Raw genomic sequence first — 18983 nt, forward strand, 5'->3', positions numbered from 1 at the left:
AATAACTTAATCGTCTTTCACAAATTGTGTTAACGCGTACCATTGTGTTTCATCAATAGATTAGCTGAATGTAGGGAACACAATGCACGATAAGATAGATCGAACTACGGTGATAACCACCATTATTGCGCTATTGGCGTTCGCAGGAAATTCGGTGTTATGCCGGATTGCGTTAGCAGAAGGGAATATTGATGCCGGAAGTTTCACCTTGTTACGAATTCTGTCGGGAGCATTTGTGCTGCTAGCGATAGTACTCGTAAAAAATAGATCTAGGACGAAACATCTGCGCCCGAATTGGGTTGCATCAGCTTTATTATTTATCTATGCATTAAGTTTTTCGTACGCCTATTTGTCGCTCGACACTGGTGCAGGGGCACTGATTTTATTTGGTGCGGTGCAATTAACGTTAATTGGAATCAGTTGGAAGTCTGGCCATCGATTGACACCTATCGAGTTAGGCGGTGTCGTGTTGTCATTTGTTGGGCTTGTGTATCTTGTGTTACCCACTCTTAGTACGCCATCTGCATTTGGTGCAAGTTTAATGACGTTATCGGGTATCGCATGGGGTGGTTATACACTCATTGGACGTAAGTCTACAGCGCCATTGAATGATACCGCACTGAACTTTGGAGCAGCCTCAGTTTTGATCGTGTTGTGGATGCTGATTGATACTGGTGAGCGTCACTATAGTGTGAAAGGGATCAGTTACGCGGTTATGTCTGGAGCATTAGCTTCGGGAATTGGATACGCAATTTGGTACCATGCTCTTAAGGGGCTAACCACATTACGTGCGGGGGTTGTTCAATTATTAGTTCCAATCATAGCGTCTATTGGGGGCGTTTTATTCAGTAATGAAGCGCTAAGTTCAAGGCTAGTTATAGCGAGTGGTTTAGTGTTAGGTGGTTTACTCATTGTGATAGTACAGCGTTCAACTTCCAAGTAAGATCATTGCCCACTATAGAAGCGGGCGATGATGTATGTAGCATGAGTTAGGTTCACACTACGCTTTGATTAAGATCGGATCAAAATCAATTCGTGAATAACTGCCTTCCACTTTCCCGGATAGTTCAAATCCTTGTTCAGGGAATGTGCCCGCTTCTTGAGGGATATAGGTCGTAACGAGATCCTCACGTACACCAAATACAGTATCTTGATCTAAATACGGGTCATCATCTGGGAACACCTCAGTGACTAATGAACGAAACCCCTGTGCACTTACAATGTAATGCAAATGAGATGGTCTCCATGGGTGGCGACCAGTTGCATCCAATAGCTTGCCAACAGGACCATCACTCGGGACGGTGTAAGAAACCGGACGCACAGTAGTGAACGCGTATCGCCCATTTTCATCGGTGGTAAACATGCCGTGGAAACTATTGATATCTTGTTCATCATCTTGAGATGAATACATCCCATTTGGAGCGGTTTGCCAAATGTCGACACTTGCACCAGCAATAGGATTTCCATCGGTATCTTTGACCGTACCTTCGACGAGAATGACTTCGCCTTCATAGTGGCGTTTAAAATCTGCGCCTTTGTCCATTGGTGGTGCACCAGTGACATGAAACGGACCAAGTACACTTGAACTCGTCGCTTTAGGGGCAGAATTAATCATATCCACCAGAGATGAAACACCTAATACATCAGAGAGAAGCACAAACTCATTTCGTTCTTCGGTCGTGATATCACCAGTCCACTTTAAAAGTTCGAGAGAATGTCGCCATTCGTCGTGCGTTAACTGTGTCTCTTTAACAAAACTATGTAAATGACGAGCGAGGCTAGACATTAGTTCTTTTGTACGTGGATCGGTGTCATCACCAAAATACCCAATGAACGTATCGGTAATATTCTCTGCGGTAACGGTTCTCATAATTTATCCCCTTAATTTAATATTCCTATGCTTAATACTGGGTATTTAATTAATACGATTAGTACCATTAGCATGATAAATGTGAATGGAAGAGCACCCATAAATACATCTTTGAGGCTGATCCGGTCGTCGTCTAAACTGGATTTAATAACAAAACAGCTAATACCCAGCGGTGGAGTAAGTAAGCCTATTTCAGCGCCAACTACGGTAATAATGCCAAACCAAACTAGGCTTAATCCCATAGGTTCAATGAGTGGCAAAAATAGAGGAACAACAATTAAAATAATTGATGCTGTATCGAGTAACGTGCCTAAAAAAAGCATCAAACATACATAGATAAACATTGTCATAAAAATGCTCATCTCATTTTGTTCTAATATTTCCGCAAGTTCATTTGGTAAGCCTGCGATGCCTAACATCCGACTATAGATCGACGCTGCTGTGATTAAAAATAAAATAGACGCAGTAATGTGTCCGGTTTCTATTAACGCTTCCCAGAATATTTTTAGGGTCATTTTTCGTCGTGCAAAGGCAATCAAAAGCCCGCAAGCTGCACCCGCTGCTCCCGCTTCGACTGGCGTTAGCCAACCCGTATAAATTCCGCCTAAAACAATTGAGATCAAGCCAATTAGCGGCAGGGTCTTTTCGGCAATTTCACGAAATGACATCCACTCGGTGTCAATTTTTCTTGCTCCGCCAATGAAGCTACTGAAAAAATGACCCATAAACCAAATCGAAACAATATAAGCAAATGTCAGTATTAAGCCCGGTACAACACCGGCTAAGAACATATCACCCACGGATTGCTCAGCGACGAATGAATAGATAATGAGCATGGCCGACGGTGGAATGATCATGCCTAAAACAGAAGAGCCCGCAACCACACCAACCGCAAATCTTGGGTTGTAACCATATTTCAACATTTGCGGGACCGATACTTTTGCAAAAACCGAAGCCGATGCAATTGAAGAACCCGTCACTGCTGCGAAAATACCGTTGGCACCAACTGTTGCCATGCCTATTCCACCTTTCAAGTTTTTGAACCCCGAGTTCATCACTTGATAGATATCCGATCCCATACCCGCTTTTGAAACTACTAGGCCCATAAATGTAAATAATGGAACAGTTGCAAAAGTGTATTCCATCACACTGTCCGAAACGGCAACTTTTAGCAGGTTGATAGAAAGCTCTAGATTGTCTCGTAGTAGCCATATCGCGACGATCGACACGACACTTAATGCAACTGGAATGTAAAAACCAATGTAGACACTGACTATAATCGCAAGGACAGAGAGGTATCCAATCTCGATTGGGCTCATGATTTATCTCCTGGCGTTGATAAGGTTTTTGCTTGCTCACCCAAGATCACTTTGAAAGCAAAGATAAATGTGCAAAGTACGGCGCTCAGAAATATTGTGAGCTTGATTGGCCACCACGGCGCAACAAATATGCCTGGCACACCAAAATAGTCTTTGGTTTCTAACATTTCGATAAATTCCGGCCAGATAGCCACCGCGATCATAACCATTAAGCATGCGGAAATAGCATTAATTAACTTTCGAATAAAACTTATAAATTTGGGGAACCTTGGCTCCATAAGAACCAAAAATCCATCTGATCGAGTTAATCGATTAACTCGAATCACATCAGGCAGTTGCAAAAATACGATAAGCACCATCGAAAATTGAACAACTTCTACTGCCCCCATAAAAGGCTTGTTAAATAAGCCTCTCGCTATCACGTCATAATCTACCGCTAACACAAGTAGCAACACGACGAGTGTTCCTACTGTGTTTGCGATCATTGCTATGCCGTCGGTTATGCGCGAGAAAGGCGTTATCACTTTAATCAATAAACTTGACATAGCGAGGCTCCAATTATTAATCCGTAGACTTAACAGAATGTTTAATTAAGTTCGGTTGCCCAATCACGGATAGGGGTAGCGCCTTGTGTCGTTAATTTGTTGATATATGCTTGAATGATTTCTGTTCCCGGCTCACCGGATTTTTCAAGGGTGTCGGCCAGTTCTTTCGCCAGGTTTGGCATTGATTCTGCCCATGCTCGCTGTGCTTCCGGTGTCATTGTTATAATGGTTCCACCAGATGCGACATATGCCTCACGACTTTCTTGAGCACGATCCATTGCGATATTTGCCAAGTGATCACGATACTTGATAGCGACTTCTTGAATCGCGGCTTTAACTTCATCAGGCAGTTTTTTCCAGAATCGTTCATTGGCCGTGACTGTTTTGGTATTGACTGCGCCAAAATTAGCCTGAGTCATGTAGGGCGCGACTTCCGCTATCTTGAATGTCTTCGCTGCTTCAGGCCAAAGCATTGCGTGATCAACTAAGCCAGTTGCTAGCATATTATAAAAGTCGGTTAATCCACCTCTAACTCCAGCAACATCTCCAATACCTTCGAGATAGCGTAAGTTTGTTCCTGCACCAGCAACCTTAGTCCCTTTCAGTTGCGTCGCATCGGTTATTGGGTTTTTACTATAGAGTTGATAAGTATTTAGAACGACGCCCGTTGCAAGGTAGACTTGTTTTTGTTTAGCAAACTCTTTTTGCATTGTCGGATATTCTTTTGCAATTTCATCGACGGCTTTAGCAACAACGCGAGCATCATTGGACACAAAAGGGGTAACTGCAGCGAGTGATTGGCTAGGTAACTTAGAACTGTGAAAAATCGTTGTTACGATACCAATATCGCCTAAACCCAGTTTTACCCCTTCTAATACGCCTTTGGGTTTAACGATAGAGCCACCGTAGGACTCTTGCCATTTTATGGCGTAGTTGCCCGTTTCAGCGAGTTTCTTATCTACCTCAGGTATGAAAAAGTTTGAAAATTCATGAACCCACATTGATTTTGCTGGGTAGCCATCAATGACTGTGGCTTTGATGGTTTCCGTCGCGCTTGCTGGTAGAGACATCAAAATGGCCACCGCCATTCCCCATCCTTTTACGTGTAGTCTGTTAGAAGTTTTCATCGTTCATCGTCCTTTAAAATATATTTGTACTTAATGTTTCACTCTTGTGCTCTATATATTTCTTTGGCGTAAATTTTATAAATTGTTGTTTTTTTTATTGTTCTTCTTGGTATTTCTTAAGTGCTTTATTGAAACTGTAAACGTGCTATTTAGAGAAATGTACACACTTCTTCAAATTCAAATCGAGGTAATTTTTGAAAGAGTGCCGTTTCATCGGCATAACCTAAATTACATAAGAAGTTGGATTGTAAACGAGTGCCCGCGAAGAAGGTTTCATCTACAATCTGATTTGAAAATCCAGACATGGGGCCGACATCTAATCCTAATGCTCGTGCTGCGATCATTAAGTAAGCACCTTGAAGCGTACCGTTTAGAAAAGCGGTTCTATCGCAGTACTCCGTTTTCCCTCGAAAAAGAGGCGTTCTATCTTCATGTGGAAAGAGAAACGGAAGCTTTTCCCAGAAATCTAGATCGTGAGCAATAATTACCGTCACGGGAGCCGCGCGCATTTTATCGATATTTTTTTCTTTTAGTGATGCTGCAAGTTTATCTTTACCTTCTTGCGAGGTAACAAAGAAGAACCTTGCTGGACTGCAGTTCATACTCGTCGCACCATTGGCAACTATTTGATAGAGCTCTTTGAGCAATGATTCAGGAATGGGTTTGTCTTGCCACGCATAATGTGAGCGAGCATCATTTAATATCACGTCAATAGAATCAGAATCTAGCCTTGGTTTTCGAATTCGCAACGCCCGAACACTTTCCTGAGCTCTTGCTCTCACTTGTTCTAGGTTGGTTTCAGATGATTTATAGTCACTCGAATCTGCCATTCCTTCTTCCTTTTTTGCTGTATTCACATACGGTGTGATTACCCATTTGATTGATATCTAGGTGTCAATTTAATGTCTAGAATTAACGGTTTTTACTTACTTGCTTTCACAAACATTTAACACTTGCACAATTTTTAACGATGTTTTAATGTGATGTCAATTAATATCGATATTTTTATTTTAGAATTGCGTCAAGGCAAAAAGGAGATAAAAATGATTTCGTGGCAAGACTACAAAACCGAAGCGAAAGAACGTGGTGCTCTGGCATTGGAAGTATTTGTTGTAGAGAGTAAACCCAATACCGATCTCGAAGTGATCAAGCACTATTTACCTTCCCATCTGGCATATCAAGCTGAACTCGAAGCATTAGGTTCACTTATGTTAGCGGGACCAATGTCCGACTCGACTGGTGAATCATTGGAAGGGGCTGGGTTGATTGTATATCGAGCATCGACCTTAGAAAAAGCGACGCAACTGGCTGAAGCCGATCCGATGCACAGTAGTGGCGCTAGAGTGTTTAAGATTAGGCGTTGGTTGATCAATGAAGGGAGTATGCAAATTGATATCAGATTATCGGCTCAAGTGGTCACCCTTAGCGGTGATGAATCAAATTAGCTCTAGTGAATATTGAGTTGCAATTCTGTATTAAGCTATAAAATATCTAAATTTAATTTATTTTTTAAATAATAACGATATTTTTTATAATTTATGGATATTATCAATATTAATGGGTATATTAACGTTAACAAATTGATAACAGCAAAAGGGGATCAGCATGAGAATTGTCTCATTTGAATGTGAAGGAAAAAGCCGTATCGGTATAAAAACCGATGATCAGGTCATAGATCTAAGTGTGGCGGCAGCTCATTTACCCACCGATTTATTAAGTTTGATTCAATCAGATATTGATATTGAACAGGAGCTCAGTTCGATTGTTGATAACTGCCCTCAAAATGCGAAAGTTTCGAGTGAAGGTTTACGTTTTACACCACTTGTATCAAACCCACCGAAAATTATTTGTATTGGACGAAACTATGCTGCCCATGCGGTAGAAGGTGGTGTAGAGCCGCCGTCATACCCCGAGATTTTCTTTCGTGGAGGAGAATCATTAATTGGACATGAAGCCCCAATTATTCGTCCTCGATGTTCTGATAAGTTAGATTATGAAGGCGAGATAGCCGCAGTCATTGGTAAAAAGGCTCGTCATATAAAAGCAGAGAATGGGTTAGAGTATATTGCAGGCTACGCATTGTTTAATGATGCAACCATTCGAGATTATCAGCGTAAAAGCTCGCAATGGACAATCGGCAAAAATTTTGATGGTACCGGGGCGTTTGGTCCAGAGTTTGTTACTTCCAATGAACTCCCAGCTGGAATGGAAGGGGTTCAATTAGTCACTCGGCTTAATGGGCAAGTGATGCAAAATGCCAATACATCAGATTTTATATTCCCAATGGCAAAATTGATTGAGATATTGAGTGAGTGTATGACCTTGATGCCAGGTGACGTCATTATTACAGGTACACCATCTGGTGTCGGTTATGTAAGAAAGCCACCGGTATTTATGAAGCCCGGTGATGTTGTTGAAGTTGAAGCAGAAGGGTTGGGTATTTTAAGAAACTCGATTGAAGATGAATAACCATTAAGTTGCAATAAAGCCTTGATTATTTCAAGGCTTTATTAACGAGCTAAATTACCACATTAGATCGTCAGGTACGACGAAATCGGCATATGGATCATCTTCAGCAATGGTGTCGGGCTCTTGTACTTTCTGGTCAATAATATAGTCATTATCTCGTTGAGCAATTTTGTTGGCAACGCTGCTTGGAATTACAGCGTAATTTTCACCGTCTCGAGCAATCGCTAGTATGCCCTTAATCAGTTGATTACGAATGGGTTCGTCGACGTAGAGGGACTTAACCAGTGTGCCGTCTGTAAAGTTGTATTTAATCTCGCCATCTTTGCGATCAACTTTATTCATCGAGATCAGTTGAACGATTTGAGCTTGAATTTCTCGCTTGATTCGTTGCTGGTTATTTTGATTGTTCAGCTCTTTATCTCGTTCTAATTGTTGCTGTTTTTGTTCTTCTACTGCCGCTTTTACTTCACGAGCTTGGACTCGTGATTTTTTTGCGCCTTTTTTGGCTTTTTTTAGTTTTTTCTCATTCACTAAACCAGCTTTAAGCATTTGCTCTTGAAGGGTAAGTTTTGCCATGGTGTTCTCGATTTTACTATGATGATAAGTATTTTACGCAGTTACCAAGATAAATAAAGTGCTTTGCTCTTGAATGTAAATAGCTTGATAGAGCGGAATACTGCTTGTGCATTCGATGTCTTTATTGACTGAGTTTATGTTCAAACTCAGCAATCGTAATGGGCTTACTGAACAAATACCCTTGAAACACCATCGCATCTATCGACATTAGAATATCCAACTGCTCTTGTTGTTCGATGCCTTCACAAACTACTCTAAGATTGAAGTTTTTCGCCAAATCAACAATCGACTTAACAAGTACTAGCGATGCAGGGTCTGTGTTTAAGTTGTCTACGAAGCTTTTATCTATTTTAATCTCATCGACAGGAAAGGTACGCAGGTGGCTCAATGAAGAAAATCCAGTACCAAAATCATCCAATGAGATCGACAAACCGTAGTCTTTTAGTTGAGTAAGCTTATGATGGGCATCGTCGATAGCTTCAATTAATAGTGACTCGGTAATTTCTAAAGTTAATTGCGAGCGTTTAAATTCATACTTATCAATAATTTGAATGACTTCATTGACAAAGCTCTCTTGCCAAATCTGTTTTGCGCTGATATTCACCGATAGAGTTAGGTGACGAGTATTATCAGACGCATGCCACTGCGAGAGTTGTTTACAAGCAAGTTCAAGTACGCGGTTGCCGATTGGAATGATTAAATTACTGTCTTCGGCAATATGAAGAAAAGCCCAAGGTAATAGAAGCCCACGAGTAGGGTGCTGCCATCGAACTAGTGCTTCTGCTCCTAATATTTTTTTATCAGAATTGTATTGGGGCTGCAGATGGATCGTGAGGTCATCTCTCGTCAGTGATTCGATCATATCTTTTTGAAGCATTGCGATATTAGTTAATTCTTGAATGATTCGATTGTTTATAAACTGTAAGCTATTTCCCGTTGTATTTTTGGCTTCAATTAGTGCGTATTTGACAAGGCTAAGTAGCTCTTCACTGGAATGGCTACTGTCATTAAATAAAATACCTCCGACACTGCATGTAATGCGGTAGTCGATATTCATATTGTTGTGGCTAATGATGTAGCTTTGACTTAGCTGCTCAAACAGTCGCGTAATCGTTGAATCGATCTTAGCCTGTGCCGCGGCTTCAGAAGTATCGATATCTTCAAATAAGATAATATATTCGTCACGTTCGTAGCGCGCGATCGTTGCCATATCCTCGATGGTGTTTTGGATACGGTTCGCGACTTCAACAAGAATGTTATCTCCTTCTTTGTTGCCATAGCAATCATTTAAAAGTTTGAATTTATCAATATCTAATTGCAGTACCGCGCTATAGGAATGAGCTGAGTTTTCAGCTTTGACGGCTTGGTTTAATTTTTTTAGTATCTGACTTCGATTGATTAGCCCAGTTAAATGATCAAAATACGCCAGTTTTGTGATTTCGAGTTCCGTATTTTTTCGTCGTGTGATTTCGAGAGCGATTCCTACCATCAATGTTGGGTTCCCGTCAGCATCGACATCGGCTATTTTACCTCTATCCCACACCCATATAACCTCTCCGTCAGGTCGCTGTATACGGTACTCGATGTCAAACACCTGGTTGTGATTTAGTGCTTGAACAATTGCCTGATAAACTCGACCTTTGTCTTCGGGTAAGATGCAGTCTTCATATTCAGAAAAGGTGGTTTGACTACCGGGGTCCGTACCACAGAGTTTATGCCAGTTATCATCACATACAGCAATATCGGTTTGTATGTGCCATTCCCATATACCTTCCTTAGATACCTTTAAGACATGTTCGAGCCGAGACTTACTGCGGTGTGCGTCCTCTCTTTGAGAAATAAGTTCGGTGATATCTTGTTCTATAACGAGGTTTTTTTGTGTTTCAGATATATCGACATATGGGATTTGCAGAGATAGCATATGTCGCTTTTCACTGGTTTGAGGGTCGATATAGGTTATATGACATTCTTTTGTTGGATTAGAGAATGGGCTTGAGTCATCCTGGTCGCAGGTCAATGGTTTTTGTTGAATTTTTTGATTCAAACTATCTTCATTAAGACCAATGATTTCGTCGATTGAATGGCCATATTTCTGAGCTGAGATTGTGTTGCAGTGGATAATTGTACCAGATGAATCTTTAAAGTAGACGGAGCTAGGGACCTTGTTGAAAAGATAATTTGTGATTTGACGTTGTTTCCCTAGTTCAAATTTTACAATGTAAATGTGGAGACAAAAGAAACTAAGTAACGTAACCCAAACTATAATTAAACAGGTAAATTTAGATAGATTAGAAGTTAGGGTAGGGAAAATGAAAGAAAAAATGCTAGCAATGATGGTAAAAAACAAAAATGTAAAAAAATAATGTTTGAAATGCTTTATACCAGATATTTCATTCATAAATAGTTTACCCGTTTTAAAACTAGAAATACGCAAATGTATAACTTACAAGAGCGAACTTCTATCGTTAATATAGTCAATAGCGCTCGATTATGTCTATTTCAGTCCTTAACCTATTGAATTAATGATTATATAACCAGTCTAAATGTTTCGTATCATAACTAAGACAGTATATATACTAAAATATGATTATCAAAGTAAAAGAGATTAAAAACTCAAATGTTTTTAATCTCTAGTCTAATTTATTGATAGCTAATATATTTGTCTTTGCAAAAAATTAGCATTGTTTAATATAAAATTTCGCTTATGTTAGGCTTATTATTAATGTGTCTAAATAGAGGCTATAGGAATCAACGTATTTTGGATTCATTTATTTTTTGTATGTAATGGGAGGTGTTAGATAATAATGGAATTGAATTTTAATCATTATTAAAGCATTAGATGAAGTCAATTCAACCAATGCTTTGTGGTCATTCTCTAAACGACTTGCATAACTTATGCTAGATATCGAGCACCAGTTTCTGCGATTTCAATCTCACCAGAATAGCCAGCATCCCTTAGTGATTTAACCGTTGCGCTGGTATCTACGTGAAGGGGTGGTAAATGTGTCAATATTACCTTCTTCACTTTGGCTTTTGATGCGGTCATCGCTATGTCTTCATTTGACATATGAGCTTTTCGCATATTGTCTCTTTGTTCTGCGTTGCTTAGCACATTTTTTGCAAAGTCACCTTCTGCCATATGAGCATCAATGACCAAGATATCGGCATTTTGAGATAGCTCTACGATATCTTCCGAGTAGGCCGTATCGCCAGTGACGACAACGGATTGGCCTTCGGCTTCAAAACGATAAGCAAAGTTCGTTATGGTGTGGATTCCTTCAACGGTCTTGACTGTTATCCCATCAAGCTCAAACGTTTCAGGTTTACTGACTTCTTTGATGGTCACATTCTTCGCTAAGCCTTCGGCGGGGAACCCGTAGTGCATACGGTAGTCAAGATCTTCTTTATAGAAGGTCATCGTCATGTCGTATAGCTGCTGAGTCTGTCGCGGACCAACGATGTTAAGCTCTCGCCGTCCCATTGGTCCATTCCAACCCCCGATAAAGAAGGTTGAAAAGTCTGAGTTATGATCGGCGTGATGATGAGTAAATAGCAAGTTTTTTACTTTTGATGGGACAATTCCTGCTTTAAGTAATCCATGTGTCGCACCGCCTCCGCAGTCAACTAAAAAGTATTTATCTTTGAATTGCACCAGAGTGGCTGGCCATGTGCGATCTCTATTTAGAGTCTCCATCGGCGGACCCGCAATACCAATGGTGATGACCTGAAAACCTTCAGGTATCGGTTCAGCATTTGGTTTTGGCCTCTCCGGTGCTGCTTGTGTTGCTGCGACTACAGGAGAAATTCCCGTTGAGATTAGCGCGGCTGCTCCAGCCATTTTCCCTGCTGAAGTTAAAAACTCTCTGCGGGATGAATTGTTGTGTTCGTTATTATTAGACATCTTTCTGCCTTCTGTTCTATGTTTCATGCATTAAGGATTAATTTCAAGACCATCGGTTGCTTCTAATACTTGACCTTTAAAGCCTGCCTTGTCGAAGTAAGGTTGTATTGTGTCAATATTAAAAGGTGCGGGCGGTAAGTGTGTGAGTACGACGGTTTTAACTTGGGCTTCGGTAGCTGTTTTTGCCACGTCATCGATGCCCATGTGAGGCGCGACATCAAAGTTTCCTGCGTACTCGTATTTGGGTTTAGGTTTGACAATGTTCTCATCGGTGAAGGTTTGTTCATCAGCACCTTTCTGAGCGGTGACAGTGGTAATGTTTGCATCGATGACTAGGACATCCGCTCCTTTGGCTAACTCGATTAATTTCGGATCAAAAGATGTATCACCTGAAACCACAATTGATTTACCATCAACGTCAAAACGATAACCAAGGTTATACATGGTGTGGGTTAATGCTTCGGTACGTACCTGCATACCATCAAGTTCAAAGTTGTTTCGGCCTTTGAGTTCTGTTACGTCAATGCCAGTGAACATGCCAAGTTCGGTAATACCGCCTTTATAACCACGGTATTGACGATAGGTGAGGTCATCGGCAAAAAAGTCGAGCATAAAGTTATAGTACCCACCACATCGCGGCGGCCCCATAATGGACATTTCTTTGCCGCCAGTCATCCAGCGATTGATCATTAAATCGATAAAGTCAGTGGTGTGATCTGCGTGGAGGTGAGTAAAAAGAATGGCGCTGATTTTATTGTGAGCAAATCCATGTTGATCCATGACATCATTAACACCATTACCGGTATCGAGCAGATAATATTTGTTATTGAATTGAATCATCGTGCACGATGAGGCTCGGTTTTTATCGGGAATAGGGTTACCGGTCCCCACTGTGACGACACTGAACGAATGAGTATGATTATGCAGCTTTGGTTTGGGAGGAGCGGCATTTGCTTCGTTCATTGAACCCAGGAGGCCTGCGGAAGTGGCGGAAATGGTCACTGCACCAATCGCAGCACTTTTAATAAATGTTCGGCGGTCGAGTTGGCACACATCGACATTTTTCATCGTTTATCCTCGGAGTAAAGTGAAAATATGCAATGAGAAGGCATATAAACAACTTTTATTAGTACACAAGATGAGTGGAATTTTAGTTAAACCACTTAACCTAATTACTAAGAAATAAACGAATTCCTTTTTTTATTCTGTGCTGAAAAACACATTATTATAAATAAAGGATAAGCAATTAACCTATTTTGCGCGTTTGGTTATATTAACAATCACTTTTTGTAACAGTGAGACGTAAAGTCCGATTTCTTCTTCAGTGAACCCTTCGAAAATATCCGCTTTGTGCTGGTCAATGAGGCCAAGAAGGGGCGACTTAAGTTTTTTACCGAGTGGCGTTAGAAAAATTCGATTGACTCTCATGTCGCTTTCACTCTGAACCCGAACAACGACGTTAGCTTCTTCAAGGTCGTTAATAATCTTAACTAATGAAATTTTACTGAGTTTGATTAACTCCATGAGTTGCTTTTGGCTCAAGCCATCTTCTTCATACAGATAAAATAGAATTCGTAACTGTTGCTTTGACAAGTTGTAGCTCGATTCTGCAAGCTTGTTGGTGAGATCTTGGTGAAGATAGTTTCCTACGATATTGGTAAGAAAGGCGGGACAATTGTCGGTGTAATCTTTCAAAGGTAAATCTCTCTGTTGAAACCACTTACTTATGAATCTAGGTTATCATGTTCATTGCTAAATACGTTATAGTTAGGTGGTTAAAAGCTCTTCTCTGGAGATATATGGTTGGGAAGCAAGCGCCAAAGCTAAGAATCAATGAGAACCGAGTGATATGAAATTAGGCATAAAAAGAGTATTTTTTATGCCTAATTAGGTTAATTAGCGAATAATTACTCCGCTTTTGGTTGCCAAGACGTTAGGTGCGCTTTACGCATTTGGTCTTTTTCAGCGGCTGAGGCTTTCCAGTTATTTTTGTAAACTTTGCCTTCCCAATCACCGTAGCTCGGATTGGGTAATACGATGAACTGAGTACCAAAAAGTGCCTTGTTTTTCTCAACAGCGGCATAGGACTCTTCTAAGGTTTCCACTCTAAAATCGACAGAGAAATCGTTTAAGTTGTCACCCATAAACAATGCAATATCATGTTGTTGAACGACTTGCTGGCGACGAGGCTCTTTGTTGCTGGTCTCTGTCTTCATAAGAAGTTGAGAATCCGTCACTTGCGGGAAAGTGAGCTCTTGCATGTTTTTTAGAGTTCCAGCACGACCAACTTCTTTGCGGTTGGTGATATAAAATATCGCGACGTCTTTGCTGTCTGCATACTGTAGAAACTCAACGGCACCAGGTATTGCTTTCGCTTCTGCGGCATCCATCCATTTTGCCCACGTTTTAGAAGAGTAGCCTTCATTCCGACCAATTAACCATGCTTCATAGGCACCGTTATCAAGGACTGCTTCATCTGCATCAACAACGATAGCAACTTTCTTGTCACCAGTGTAGTTTGCAAGATAAGTGTCTAGTTGCATTTTTGCTAGGTTGAACGCTTGATATGATAATGCTTTGTATTCGCCAGAAGCTTGCATCCATAAGCTCGACATTACCAATTGTTCATTCAATGCTTTGGTGTCATATTCAGCTGTTTCTGCCCAGCTAAAAGGTGTTGCTACACAACCTAATACTAGGGTTGTTGATAGCGCTAGAGAGCGTAGTTTTGTCATCGGCATGTGTCACTCCTGTGTGATACCGTCATGGTTGATGGTCATTAGTTCTGACCTGAGCAAAATAATATACGCCCCGGAATTCAATAATTCGAGCAAAAAACCTATTTTTTACAACTTGTTGATATAATGATGAAATGTAATGGATTACTTTTTGGTATTTTGTAATATTCGCGTGTTTTTTGACCTACCACCATCGTGGTGTTGGTAGGTCAAATAACGAGTCTAAAACAATGAATCGTGTTAAGAATGATATGTAGCTATCCAAGTTCAGATGCTGCTTGATACGCTTTACGTTGTTGTATTTTAGCTAGATAGGCTAGGGTTGCGTTGTAACCTGCCAGAAGGTTTTGCATTGCGGCGAACTCAAGTGTAATCGCCATCATGATATCCGCGGCAGTAAATTCATCACCAGCGAAATAGGCTTGGTGAGAAAGCGTCGCTTCGATATAGTCCATATCTAGCTGTATTTCTTTATTCATGTACCGATCGATCAATTTCGGTTCTTCTCGCTGCTCGCCTGCCAGCATCATATTAGCGATCACAGGCATTGCTAGTGAACCCTCCGCAAAATGCAGCCATTGTAAATATTGATAATATGCCGGCGTACCTTGTGATGGTCGAAGTGAATTCGCATCGCTGGCTTGATCAAGTAAGTATTCAGTAATCGCTCCAGATTCACATAAGATAATGTCACCGTCGGCAATGACAGGGGCCTTACCCAGCGCATGTACCTTTTTAAGGCTTTGAGGGGCGAGTTGCGTTGTTGCATCACGTTGATGATGTACGATTTCGTACGGTAGGTTAAGCTCTTTGAGTAACCATATAACGCGCTTAGATCGTGAACGGTTTAGGTGATGAACAGTAATCATAATGATCCTTATATTGCATTGATTATATTATTTTTTTTATTATAAATACTTAAAGAGATTCAGTTAGGATTTTACGACTCACCTCGAGCGTAACTTGCTGATCTTCTCCGAGTGCTGTCATTTGATGTACTTCTAAGTTATTAACTAAGATGTCGATATCACTTTTGCTAATATTGATTTCTGATAAGCGAACGGGCATCTTCATTTGACGGAAAAAAGTTTCAGTTGCTGAAATGGCTTGTTCGATTCGTTCATCTTCGCAGCCTTCGGTGATTCCCCAGATACGTTCACCATATTGAAGTAATTTAGCGCGTTTCGCATCAGTTCGATTTCTAAGCAATGCAGGAAGTACGACGGTTAGGCTTCGAGCGTGGTCAATACCATAAGTGCCAGTAAGCTCATGGCCTATCATGTGAGTTGACCAATCTTGTGGGACGCCTGAACCAATTAAACCATTCAACGCTAGGCTTGCTGCCCACATTATATTTGATCGAACATCCAGGTCATTGCGTTGTTCTTCGCTTATGGCTTTTGGGCCTTCTTCTTTCAGCGTTAGTAGCAAACCTTCCGCAAATCTATCTTGTACTTTGGCGTTTACAGGATAAGTTAAGTATTGCTCTACTACGTGAACAAATGCGTCGGCAACACCATTACTAATCTGCCTGGGAGATAAACTCAATGTCACTGTTGGATCTAGTACGGCAAATTTAGGGCGAACTGCTTCGGCTAAAAATGGTAGTTTGTGACCATCGCGAGTGACGACTGAGCCAATATTACTTTCTGATCCAGTTGCGGGCAGCGTAAGAACTGCACCAATTGGAAGTGCGTGTTTGACAGGAAGACGCTGGGTGATGATATCCCATGGATCTTCGCCTTCATATAAAGCTGCTGCAGCGATAAATTTAGTACCATCAATGACAGAGCCACCACCAATCGCGAGAAGGTAATCGATTTTTTCTGCTTTGACGAGTTCCACAGCTTTCATCAAAGTATCGTACTTTGGATTTGGTTCAATACCTGAGAATTCTTGCCATGTGTGACTCGCCAACGCCTGCTCAACTTGTTGATAGACACCGTTTTGTTTTATTGATCCACCACCATACGTAATGAGTACACGGGCACTGGTTGGAATCTCCTTGGCAATAGACGCTATTTGTTCTGTGCCGAAATTGATTTTTGTACTGTTTTGGAAACTGAAATTAAGCATGGTAAGTACCTTGAGCATAAGTTGAATATTTGCAGTCTAATGTGTACAGCTAAATAAGACAATGCAGATAAAAATGAAAACAATGTTTAATTTATTGATACAATAACAGCGAAGATAGTATCGGTTTAGATTGAAGAGGTCGTAAGTGACGGTCATTTTTGAACAGTTGAAAAGTATGGTGGTGTTTGCTCAAGTGGTTGAGCAGGGTAGCCTAAGTGCTGCAGCGAAGCAGTTGGAGCTTTCTCGGGCGGTGATTAGCTATCACGTAAAGAAGTTAGAACAGAAGTTGGGCGTTAAATTACTTAATCGATCAACCAGAAGCCTACACCTCACAGAAGCTGGAGAACAGTATTATCAACACTGTCGAAATATCTCTCAGCAAGCAACCGCCGCACAATTACAGATGGAAAATCTGAATCAAGAACCACAAGGGACATTAAAAATATCTTGCCCGGTTAATGCAGGATTAACCTCGATTGTCCCCGCACTAAACCAATTTAAGCGACTGTACCCAAAGATAAAGCTGGATATTGTGCTCACTGATGAAGTCGTTAATATCATTCAAGACGGTTATGATCTTGCTATTCGCGGCGCGTCATTGAAAGACTCTGGATTGCAAGCGACTAAGCTGGCAACATTACAGACTTGTTTATGCGCATCACGTGAATACTTAAATCAATATGGTCGACCACGGACACCGGACGAGTTAACGACTCACGAATGGGTAATATACACAACCGGACCGTCCACATTAACTTTAAAAAAGGGAACTAAAACGTTTAGTTTTAAAATGAAAGGAAGTGTTAGCACCAATAATTCCGCCGCTCGAACAGCGTTTATCGAAGGAGGGCATGGCGTGGGAAGAATTCCGCTTTACGATGCACTTCCAAAAATTAAAAGTGGCACACTAGAGTCATTACTGGATGACTATGAAACCGACCAGATAGATGTGTATGCGGTTTATCCTCCCGGTACTGCAAGCTCAAAGAAACTGCGTTTGTTGCTCGATTATTTGATAAATTATGTTTCAGTACAAATGTCAGAGCTTTCCGCATCGAGTACGGTTAGACATTGAGTTGAATTAGATATCTATTACGTGTGATACTTCGCACTATCTACTACACATGGAGAGTGAAATGAGCGTAGAACAAGCCTATTTTTTTAGTGTTGCTTTGATCAATTTGGTTTTTGCGCTTGCTGGAACTCGAGTAAAAGAACATAAAGGAAACTCGAACTCTATATTGTTCTTCATGGTTTCATTTTTTGCTTACTTTGTGAGTTGGTTTGTCTATATATTTGAAATGAATAAGGCACTCGAAATAGTTGGGGCTATGTCAGCCTCGATTTTTGTTTGGGGGATGGTTGCTTTCGCTTCTAAGCGATGTTTTGTCTCGTTTCCAATGTCGGTACTAGCAATATTTTTTACGCTTCAATGCTCAGCTCAAATCTATGCCATTTTACAAGCTGATTTGACTGCTTATCTTCATGTTAGCGCTGTATTTTTACCGATTGCATTCTTTACCATTTCTTATATGTTTCTTAAATTAAAAGCCGAACGACACCCTTCAGATGTATTATTGGGGTACGCATTTATTTTTATGGCGGTTGTTATTTTAGGCCGTTCAATATTATTGGAAACATCACCAGAGTTATTCGCTAAATCAAGTATATATACTCAAATTATATGGCCGGCATTTTGCGCGGTTATTGGGGTGTTTTCATTGCTAAGTTATACCGAAGAAGCCCAACTTCGCTTAAAGAAAGAATCTAATACCGACCATTTAACTGGGCTCGCGAATCGACGTATGTTTGAAATGGCGCTATCCAGTTCGTTGGCTCACTTTAAACGTACTAATCAATATGGCGCGGTAATTTATTTGGATTTAGACCGATTCAAACCAGTGAATGATGAATACGGTCACCATGTTGGCGACCTCTTGTTAAGTGAGTTGGGGAGTCGTATCCAAACATTTACTCGTGAAGATGAGTTAGCGGCTCGACTTGGTGGAGATGAATTTGCATTGTTGCTGTCATTTGGTAGTAGTAGTGAAATTAATATGAAATTACAAGCCAAGGCATTAGCTTCTCGTTTGCAAGAATTGATCAAAAAGCCGTTCGAATTTGCAGAGGGTACCATTAATATTACTGGCAGCATTGGCATTCATATTATTGATCCTGAATGTCAAAACGCTGAAAAAGTGATGACCGCGGCTGATAATGCAATGTACCAATCAAAAGACCTACAAAATGGGTACATTATTTTTTCGAACCCTGTAACTCGAGTTAAAGGTTCGATGACTGCAAGTGAAGTGTAAACGTGTTACTCGTCGATTAGAGCGGGTAGGAAATATGAGAACGCGTT

The 18983-nt window shown here is 40.8% G+C and carries 18 protein-coding genes; 5 read left to right on the forward strand and 13 right to left on the reverse strand.

Features of this window, described 5'->3' with window-relative positions:
* The first annotated feature begins 82 nt into the window (after nt 1-82).
* On the forward strand, nt 83-943 hold the full coding sequence (locus ACXJY6_RS11445; protein ID WP_458768410.1) for a DMT family transporter: 861 nt from the start codon (nt 83-85) through the stop codon (nt 941-943).
* Between the two features lie 57 nt (nt 944-1000).
* Here ACXJY6_RS11445 and ACXJY6_RS11450 read toward each other — a convergent pair whose 3' ends face one another.
* The 5 genes from ACXJY6_RS11450 to ACXJY6_RS11470 form a co-directional block, all read right to left on the reverse strand.
* Nucleotides 1001-1870 carry a dioxygenase family protein gene (locus ACXJY6_RS11450; RefSeq protein WP_458768411.1) on the reverse strand — a complete coding sequence of 290 codons (870 nt, stop codon included), beginning with the start codon at nt 1868-1870 and terminating at the stop codon, nt 1001-1003.
* 11 nt (nt 1871-1881) lie between these two features.
* The gene (locus ACXJY6_RS11455) at nt 1882-3189 is read right to left on the reverse strand and encodes a TRAP transporter large permease (RefSeq protein ID WP_456050373.1); all 1308 of its coding nucleotides are present in this window, start codon (nt 3187-3189) and stop codon (nt 1882-1884) included.
* A complete protein-coding gene (locus ACXJY6_RS11460) occupies nt 3186-3734 on the reverse strand; it encodes a TRAP transporter small permease subunit (protein WP_458768412.1) in 549 nt (182 codons plus the stop codon). Before ACXJY6_RS11460 ends, ACXJY6_RS11455 begins: the two co-directional genes overlap by 4 nt.
* A 41-nt stretch (nt 3735-3775) precedes the next feature.
* Nucleotides 3776-4861, reverse strand: a complete 1086-nt coding sequence (locus ACXJY6_RS11465) for a C4-dicarboxylate TRAP transporter substrate-binding protein (RefSeq protein ID WP_458768413.1) — start codon at nt 4859-4861, stop codon at nt 3776-3778.
* A gap of 149 nt (nt 4862-5010) precedes the next feature.
* On the reverse strand, nt 5011-5691 hold the full coding sequence (locus ACXJY6_RS11470; protein ID WP_458768414.1) for a malonic semialdehyde reductase: 681 nt from the start codon (nt 5689-5691) through the stop codon (nt 5011-5013).
* A gap of 213 nt (nt 5692-5904) precedes the next feature.
* On the opposite strand from ACXJY6_RS11470, the gene ACXJY6_RS11475 reads away from it, so the two are divergent.
* Nucleotides 5905-6306 carry a YciI family protein gene (locus ACXJY6_RS11475; protein ID WP_458768415.1) on the forward strand — a complete coding sequence of 134 codons (402 nt, stop codon included), beginning with the start codon at nt 5905-5907 and terminating at the stop codon, nt 6304-6306.
* A 160-nt stretch (nt 6307-6466) separates the two neighbouring features.
* Nucleotides 6467-7330: a fumarylacetoacetate hydrolase family protein gene (locus tag ACXJY6_RS11480; protein WP_458768416.1), complete on the forward strand. Its 864-nt coding sequence runs from the start codon at nt 6467-6469 to the stop codon at nt 7328-7330.
* Between the two features lie 54 nt (nt 7331-7384).
* Here ACXJY6_RS11480 and ACXJY6_RS11485 read toward each other — a convergent pair whose 3' ends face one another.
* The 8 genes from ACXJY6_RS11485 to ACXJY6_RS11520 all read right to left on the reverse strand — a co-directional run bounded on the left by ACXJY6_RS11485 (nt 7385) and on the right by ACXJY6_RS11520 (nt 16621).
* Entirely contained in the window at nt 7385-7906 is a 522-nt protein-coding gene (locus ACXJY6_RS11485) for a DUF2058 domain-containing protein (RefSeq protein WP_458768417.1), read from the reverse strand.
* Between the two features lie 121 nt (nt 7907-8027).
* A complete protein-coding gene (locus ACXJY6_RS11490) occupies nt 8028-9950 on the reverse strand; it encodes a putative bifunctional diguanylate cyclase/phosphodiesterase (RefSeq protein WP_458768418.1) in 1923 nt (640 codons plus the stop codon).
* Nucleotides 9951-10799: 849 nt separating this feature from the next.
* Nucleotides 10800-11807 carry an MBL fold metallo-hydrolase gene (locus ACXJY6_RS11495; protein ID WP_456050381.1) on the reverse strand — a complete coding sequence of 336 codons (1008 nt, stop codon included), beginning with the start codon at nt 11805-11807 and terminating at the stop codon, nt 10800-10802.
* Nucleotides 11808-11837: 30 nt separating this feature from the next.
* Nucleotides 11838-12875 (reverse strand): MBL fold metallo-hydrolase, encoded by a 1038-nt coding sequence (locus ACXJY6_RS11500; protein ID WP_458768419.1) that lies wholly within the window; start codon nt 12873-12875, stop codon nt 11838-11840.
* A 183-nt stretch (nt 12876-13058) separates the two neighbouring features.
* A complete protein-coding gene (locus ACXJY6_RS11505) occupies nt 13059-13502 on the reverse strand; it encodes a MarR family winged helix-turn-helix transcriptional regulator (protein ID WP_458768420.1) in 444 nt (147 codons plus the stop codon).
* Between the two features lie 212 nt (nt 13503-13714).
* Nucleotides 13715-14548: a 5'-nucleotidase, lipoprotein e(P4) family gene (locus ACXJY6_RS11510; RefSeq protein ID WP_458768421.1), complete on the reverse strand. Its 834-nt coding sequence runs from the start codon at nt 14546-14548 to the stop codon at nt 13715-13717.
* A gap of 254 nt (nt 14549-14802) precedes the next feature.
* Nucleotides 14803-15414, reverse strand: a complete 612-nt coding sequence (locus ACXJY6_RS11515; RefSeq protein WP_456050385.1) for a glutathione S-transferase family protein — start codon at nt 15412-15414, stop codon at nt 14803-14805.
* Between the two features lie 49 nt (nt 15415-15463).
* Nucleotides 15464-16621: an iron-containing alcohol dehydrogenase gene (locus ACXJY6_RS11520; protein ID WP_456050386.1), complete on the reverse strand. Its 1158-nt coding sequence runs from the start codon at nt 16619-16621 to the stop codon at nt 15464-15466.
* A gap of 145 nt (nt 16622-16766) precedes the next feature.
* On the opposite strand from ACXJY6_RS11520, the gene ACXJY6_RS11525 reads away from it, so the two are divergent.
* The gene (locus ACXJY6_RS11525; RefSeq protein ID WP_456050387.1) at nt 16767-17696 is read left to right on the forward strand and encodes a LysR family transcriptional regulator; all 930 of its coding nucleotides are present in this window, start codon (nt 16767-16769) and stop codon (nt 17694-17696) included.
* A gap of 61 nt (nt 17697-17757) precedes the next feature.
* Nucleotides 17758-18936 carry a GGDEF domain-containing protein gene (locus tag ACXJY6_RS11530; protein ID WP_456050388.1) on the forward strand — a complete coding sequence of 393 codons (1179 nt, stop codon included), beginning with the start codon at nt 17758-17760 and terminating at the stop codon, nt 18934-18936.
* Nucleotides 18937-18983: the final 47 nt, after the last annotated feature.

The sequence above is a fragment of the Vibrio phycocola genome, from assembly GCF_054404255.1.

What these genes read in the sequence shown, in the direction of transcription:
- ACXJY6_RS11445 (WP_458768410.1), top strand. Translation starts at nt 83, where the DNA reads ATGCACGATAAGATAGATCGAACTACGGTGATAACCACCATTATTGCG.
- ACXJY6_RS11450 (WP_458768411.1), bottom strand. Translation starts at nt 1,870, where the DNA reads ATGAGAACCGTTACCGCAGAGAATATTACCGATACGTTCATTGGGTAT.
- ACXJY6_RS11455 (WP_456050373.1), bottom strand. Translation starts at nt 3,189, where the DNA reads ATGAGCCCAATCGAGATTGGATACCTCTCTGTCCTTGCGATTATAGTC.
- ACXJY6_RS11460 (WP_458768412.1), bottom strand. Translation starts at nt 3,734, where the DNA reads ATGTCAAGTTTATTGATTAAAGTGATAACGCCTTTCTCGCGCATAACC.
- ACXJY6_RS11465 (WP_458768413.1), bottom strand. Translation starts at nt 4,861, where the DNA reads ATGAAAACTTCTAACAGACTACACGTAAAAGGATGGGGAATGGCGGTG.
- ACXJY6_RS11470 (WP_458768414.1), bottom strand. Translation starts at nt 5,691, where the DNA reads ATGGCAGATTCGAGTGACTATAAATCATCTGAAACCAACCTAGAACAA.
- ACXJY6_RS11475 (WP_458768415.1), top strand. Translation starts at nt 5,905, where the DNA reads ATGATTTCGTGGCAAGACTACAAAACCGAAGCGAAAGAACGTGGTGCT.
- ACXJY6_RS11480 (WP_458768416.1), top strand. Translation starts at nt 6,467, where the DNA reads ATGAGAATTGTCTCATTTGAATGTGAAGGAAAAAGCCGTATCGGTATA.
- ACXJY6_RS11485 (WP_458768417.1), bottom strand. Translation starts at nt 7,906, where the DNA reads ATGGCAAAACTTACCCTTCAAGAGCAAATGCTTAAAGCTGGTTTAGTG.
- ACXJY6_RS11495 (WP_456050381.1), bottom strand. Translation starts at nt 11,807, where the DNA reads ATGTCTAATAATAACGAACACAACAATTCATCCCGCAGAGAGTTTTTA.
- ACXJY6_RS11500 (WP_458768419.1), bottom strand. Translation starts at nt 12,875, where the DNA reads ATGAAAAATGTCGATGTGTGCCAACTCGACCGCCGAACATTTATTAAA.
- ACXJY6_RS11510 (WP_458768421.1), bottom strand. Translation starts at nt 14,548, where the DNA reads ATGCCGATGACAAAACTACGCTCTCTAGCGCTATCAACAACCCTAGTA.
- ACXJY6_RS11515 (WP_456050385.1), bottom strand. Translation starts at nt 15,414, where the DNA reads ATGATTACTGTTCATCACCTAAACCGTTCACGATCTAAGCGCGTTATA.
- ACXJY6_RS11520 (WP_456050386.1), bottom strand. Translation starts at nt 16,621, where the DNA reads ATGCTTAATTTCAGTTTCCAAAACAGTACAAAAATCAATTTCGGCACA.
- ACXJY6_RS11530 (WP_456050388.1), top strand. Translation starts at nt 17,758, where the DNA reads ATGAGCGTAGAACAAGCCTATTTTTTTAGTGTTGCTTTGATCAATTTG.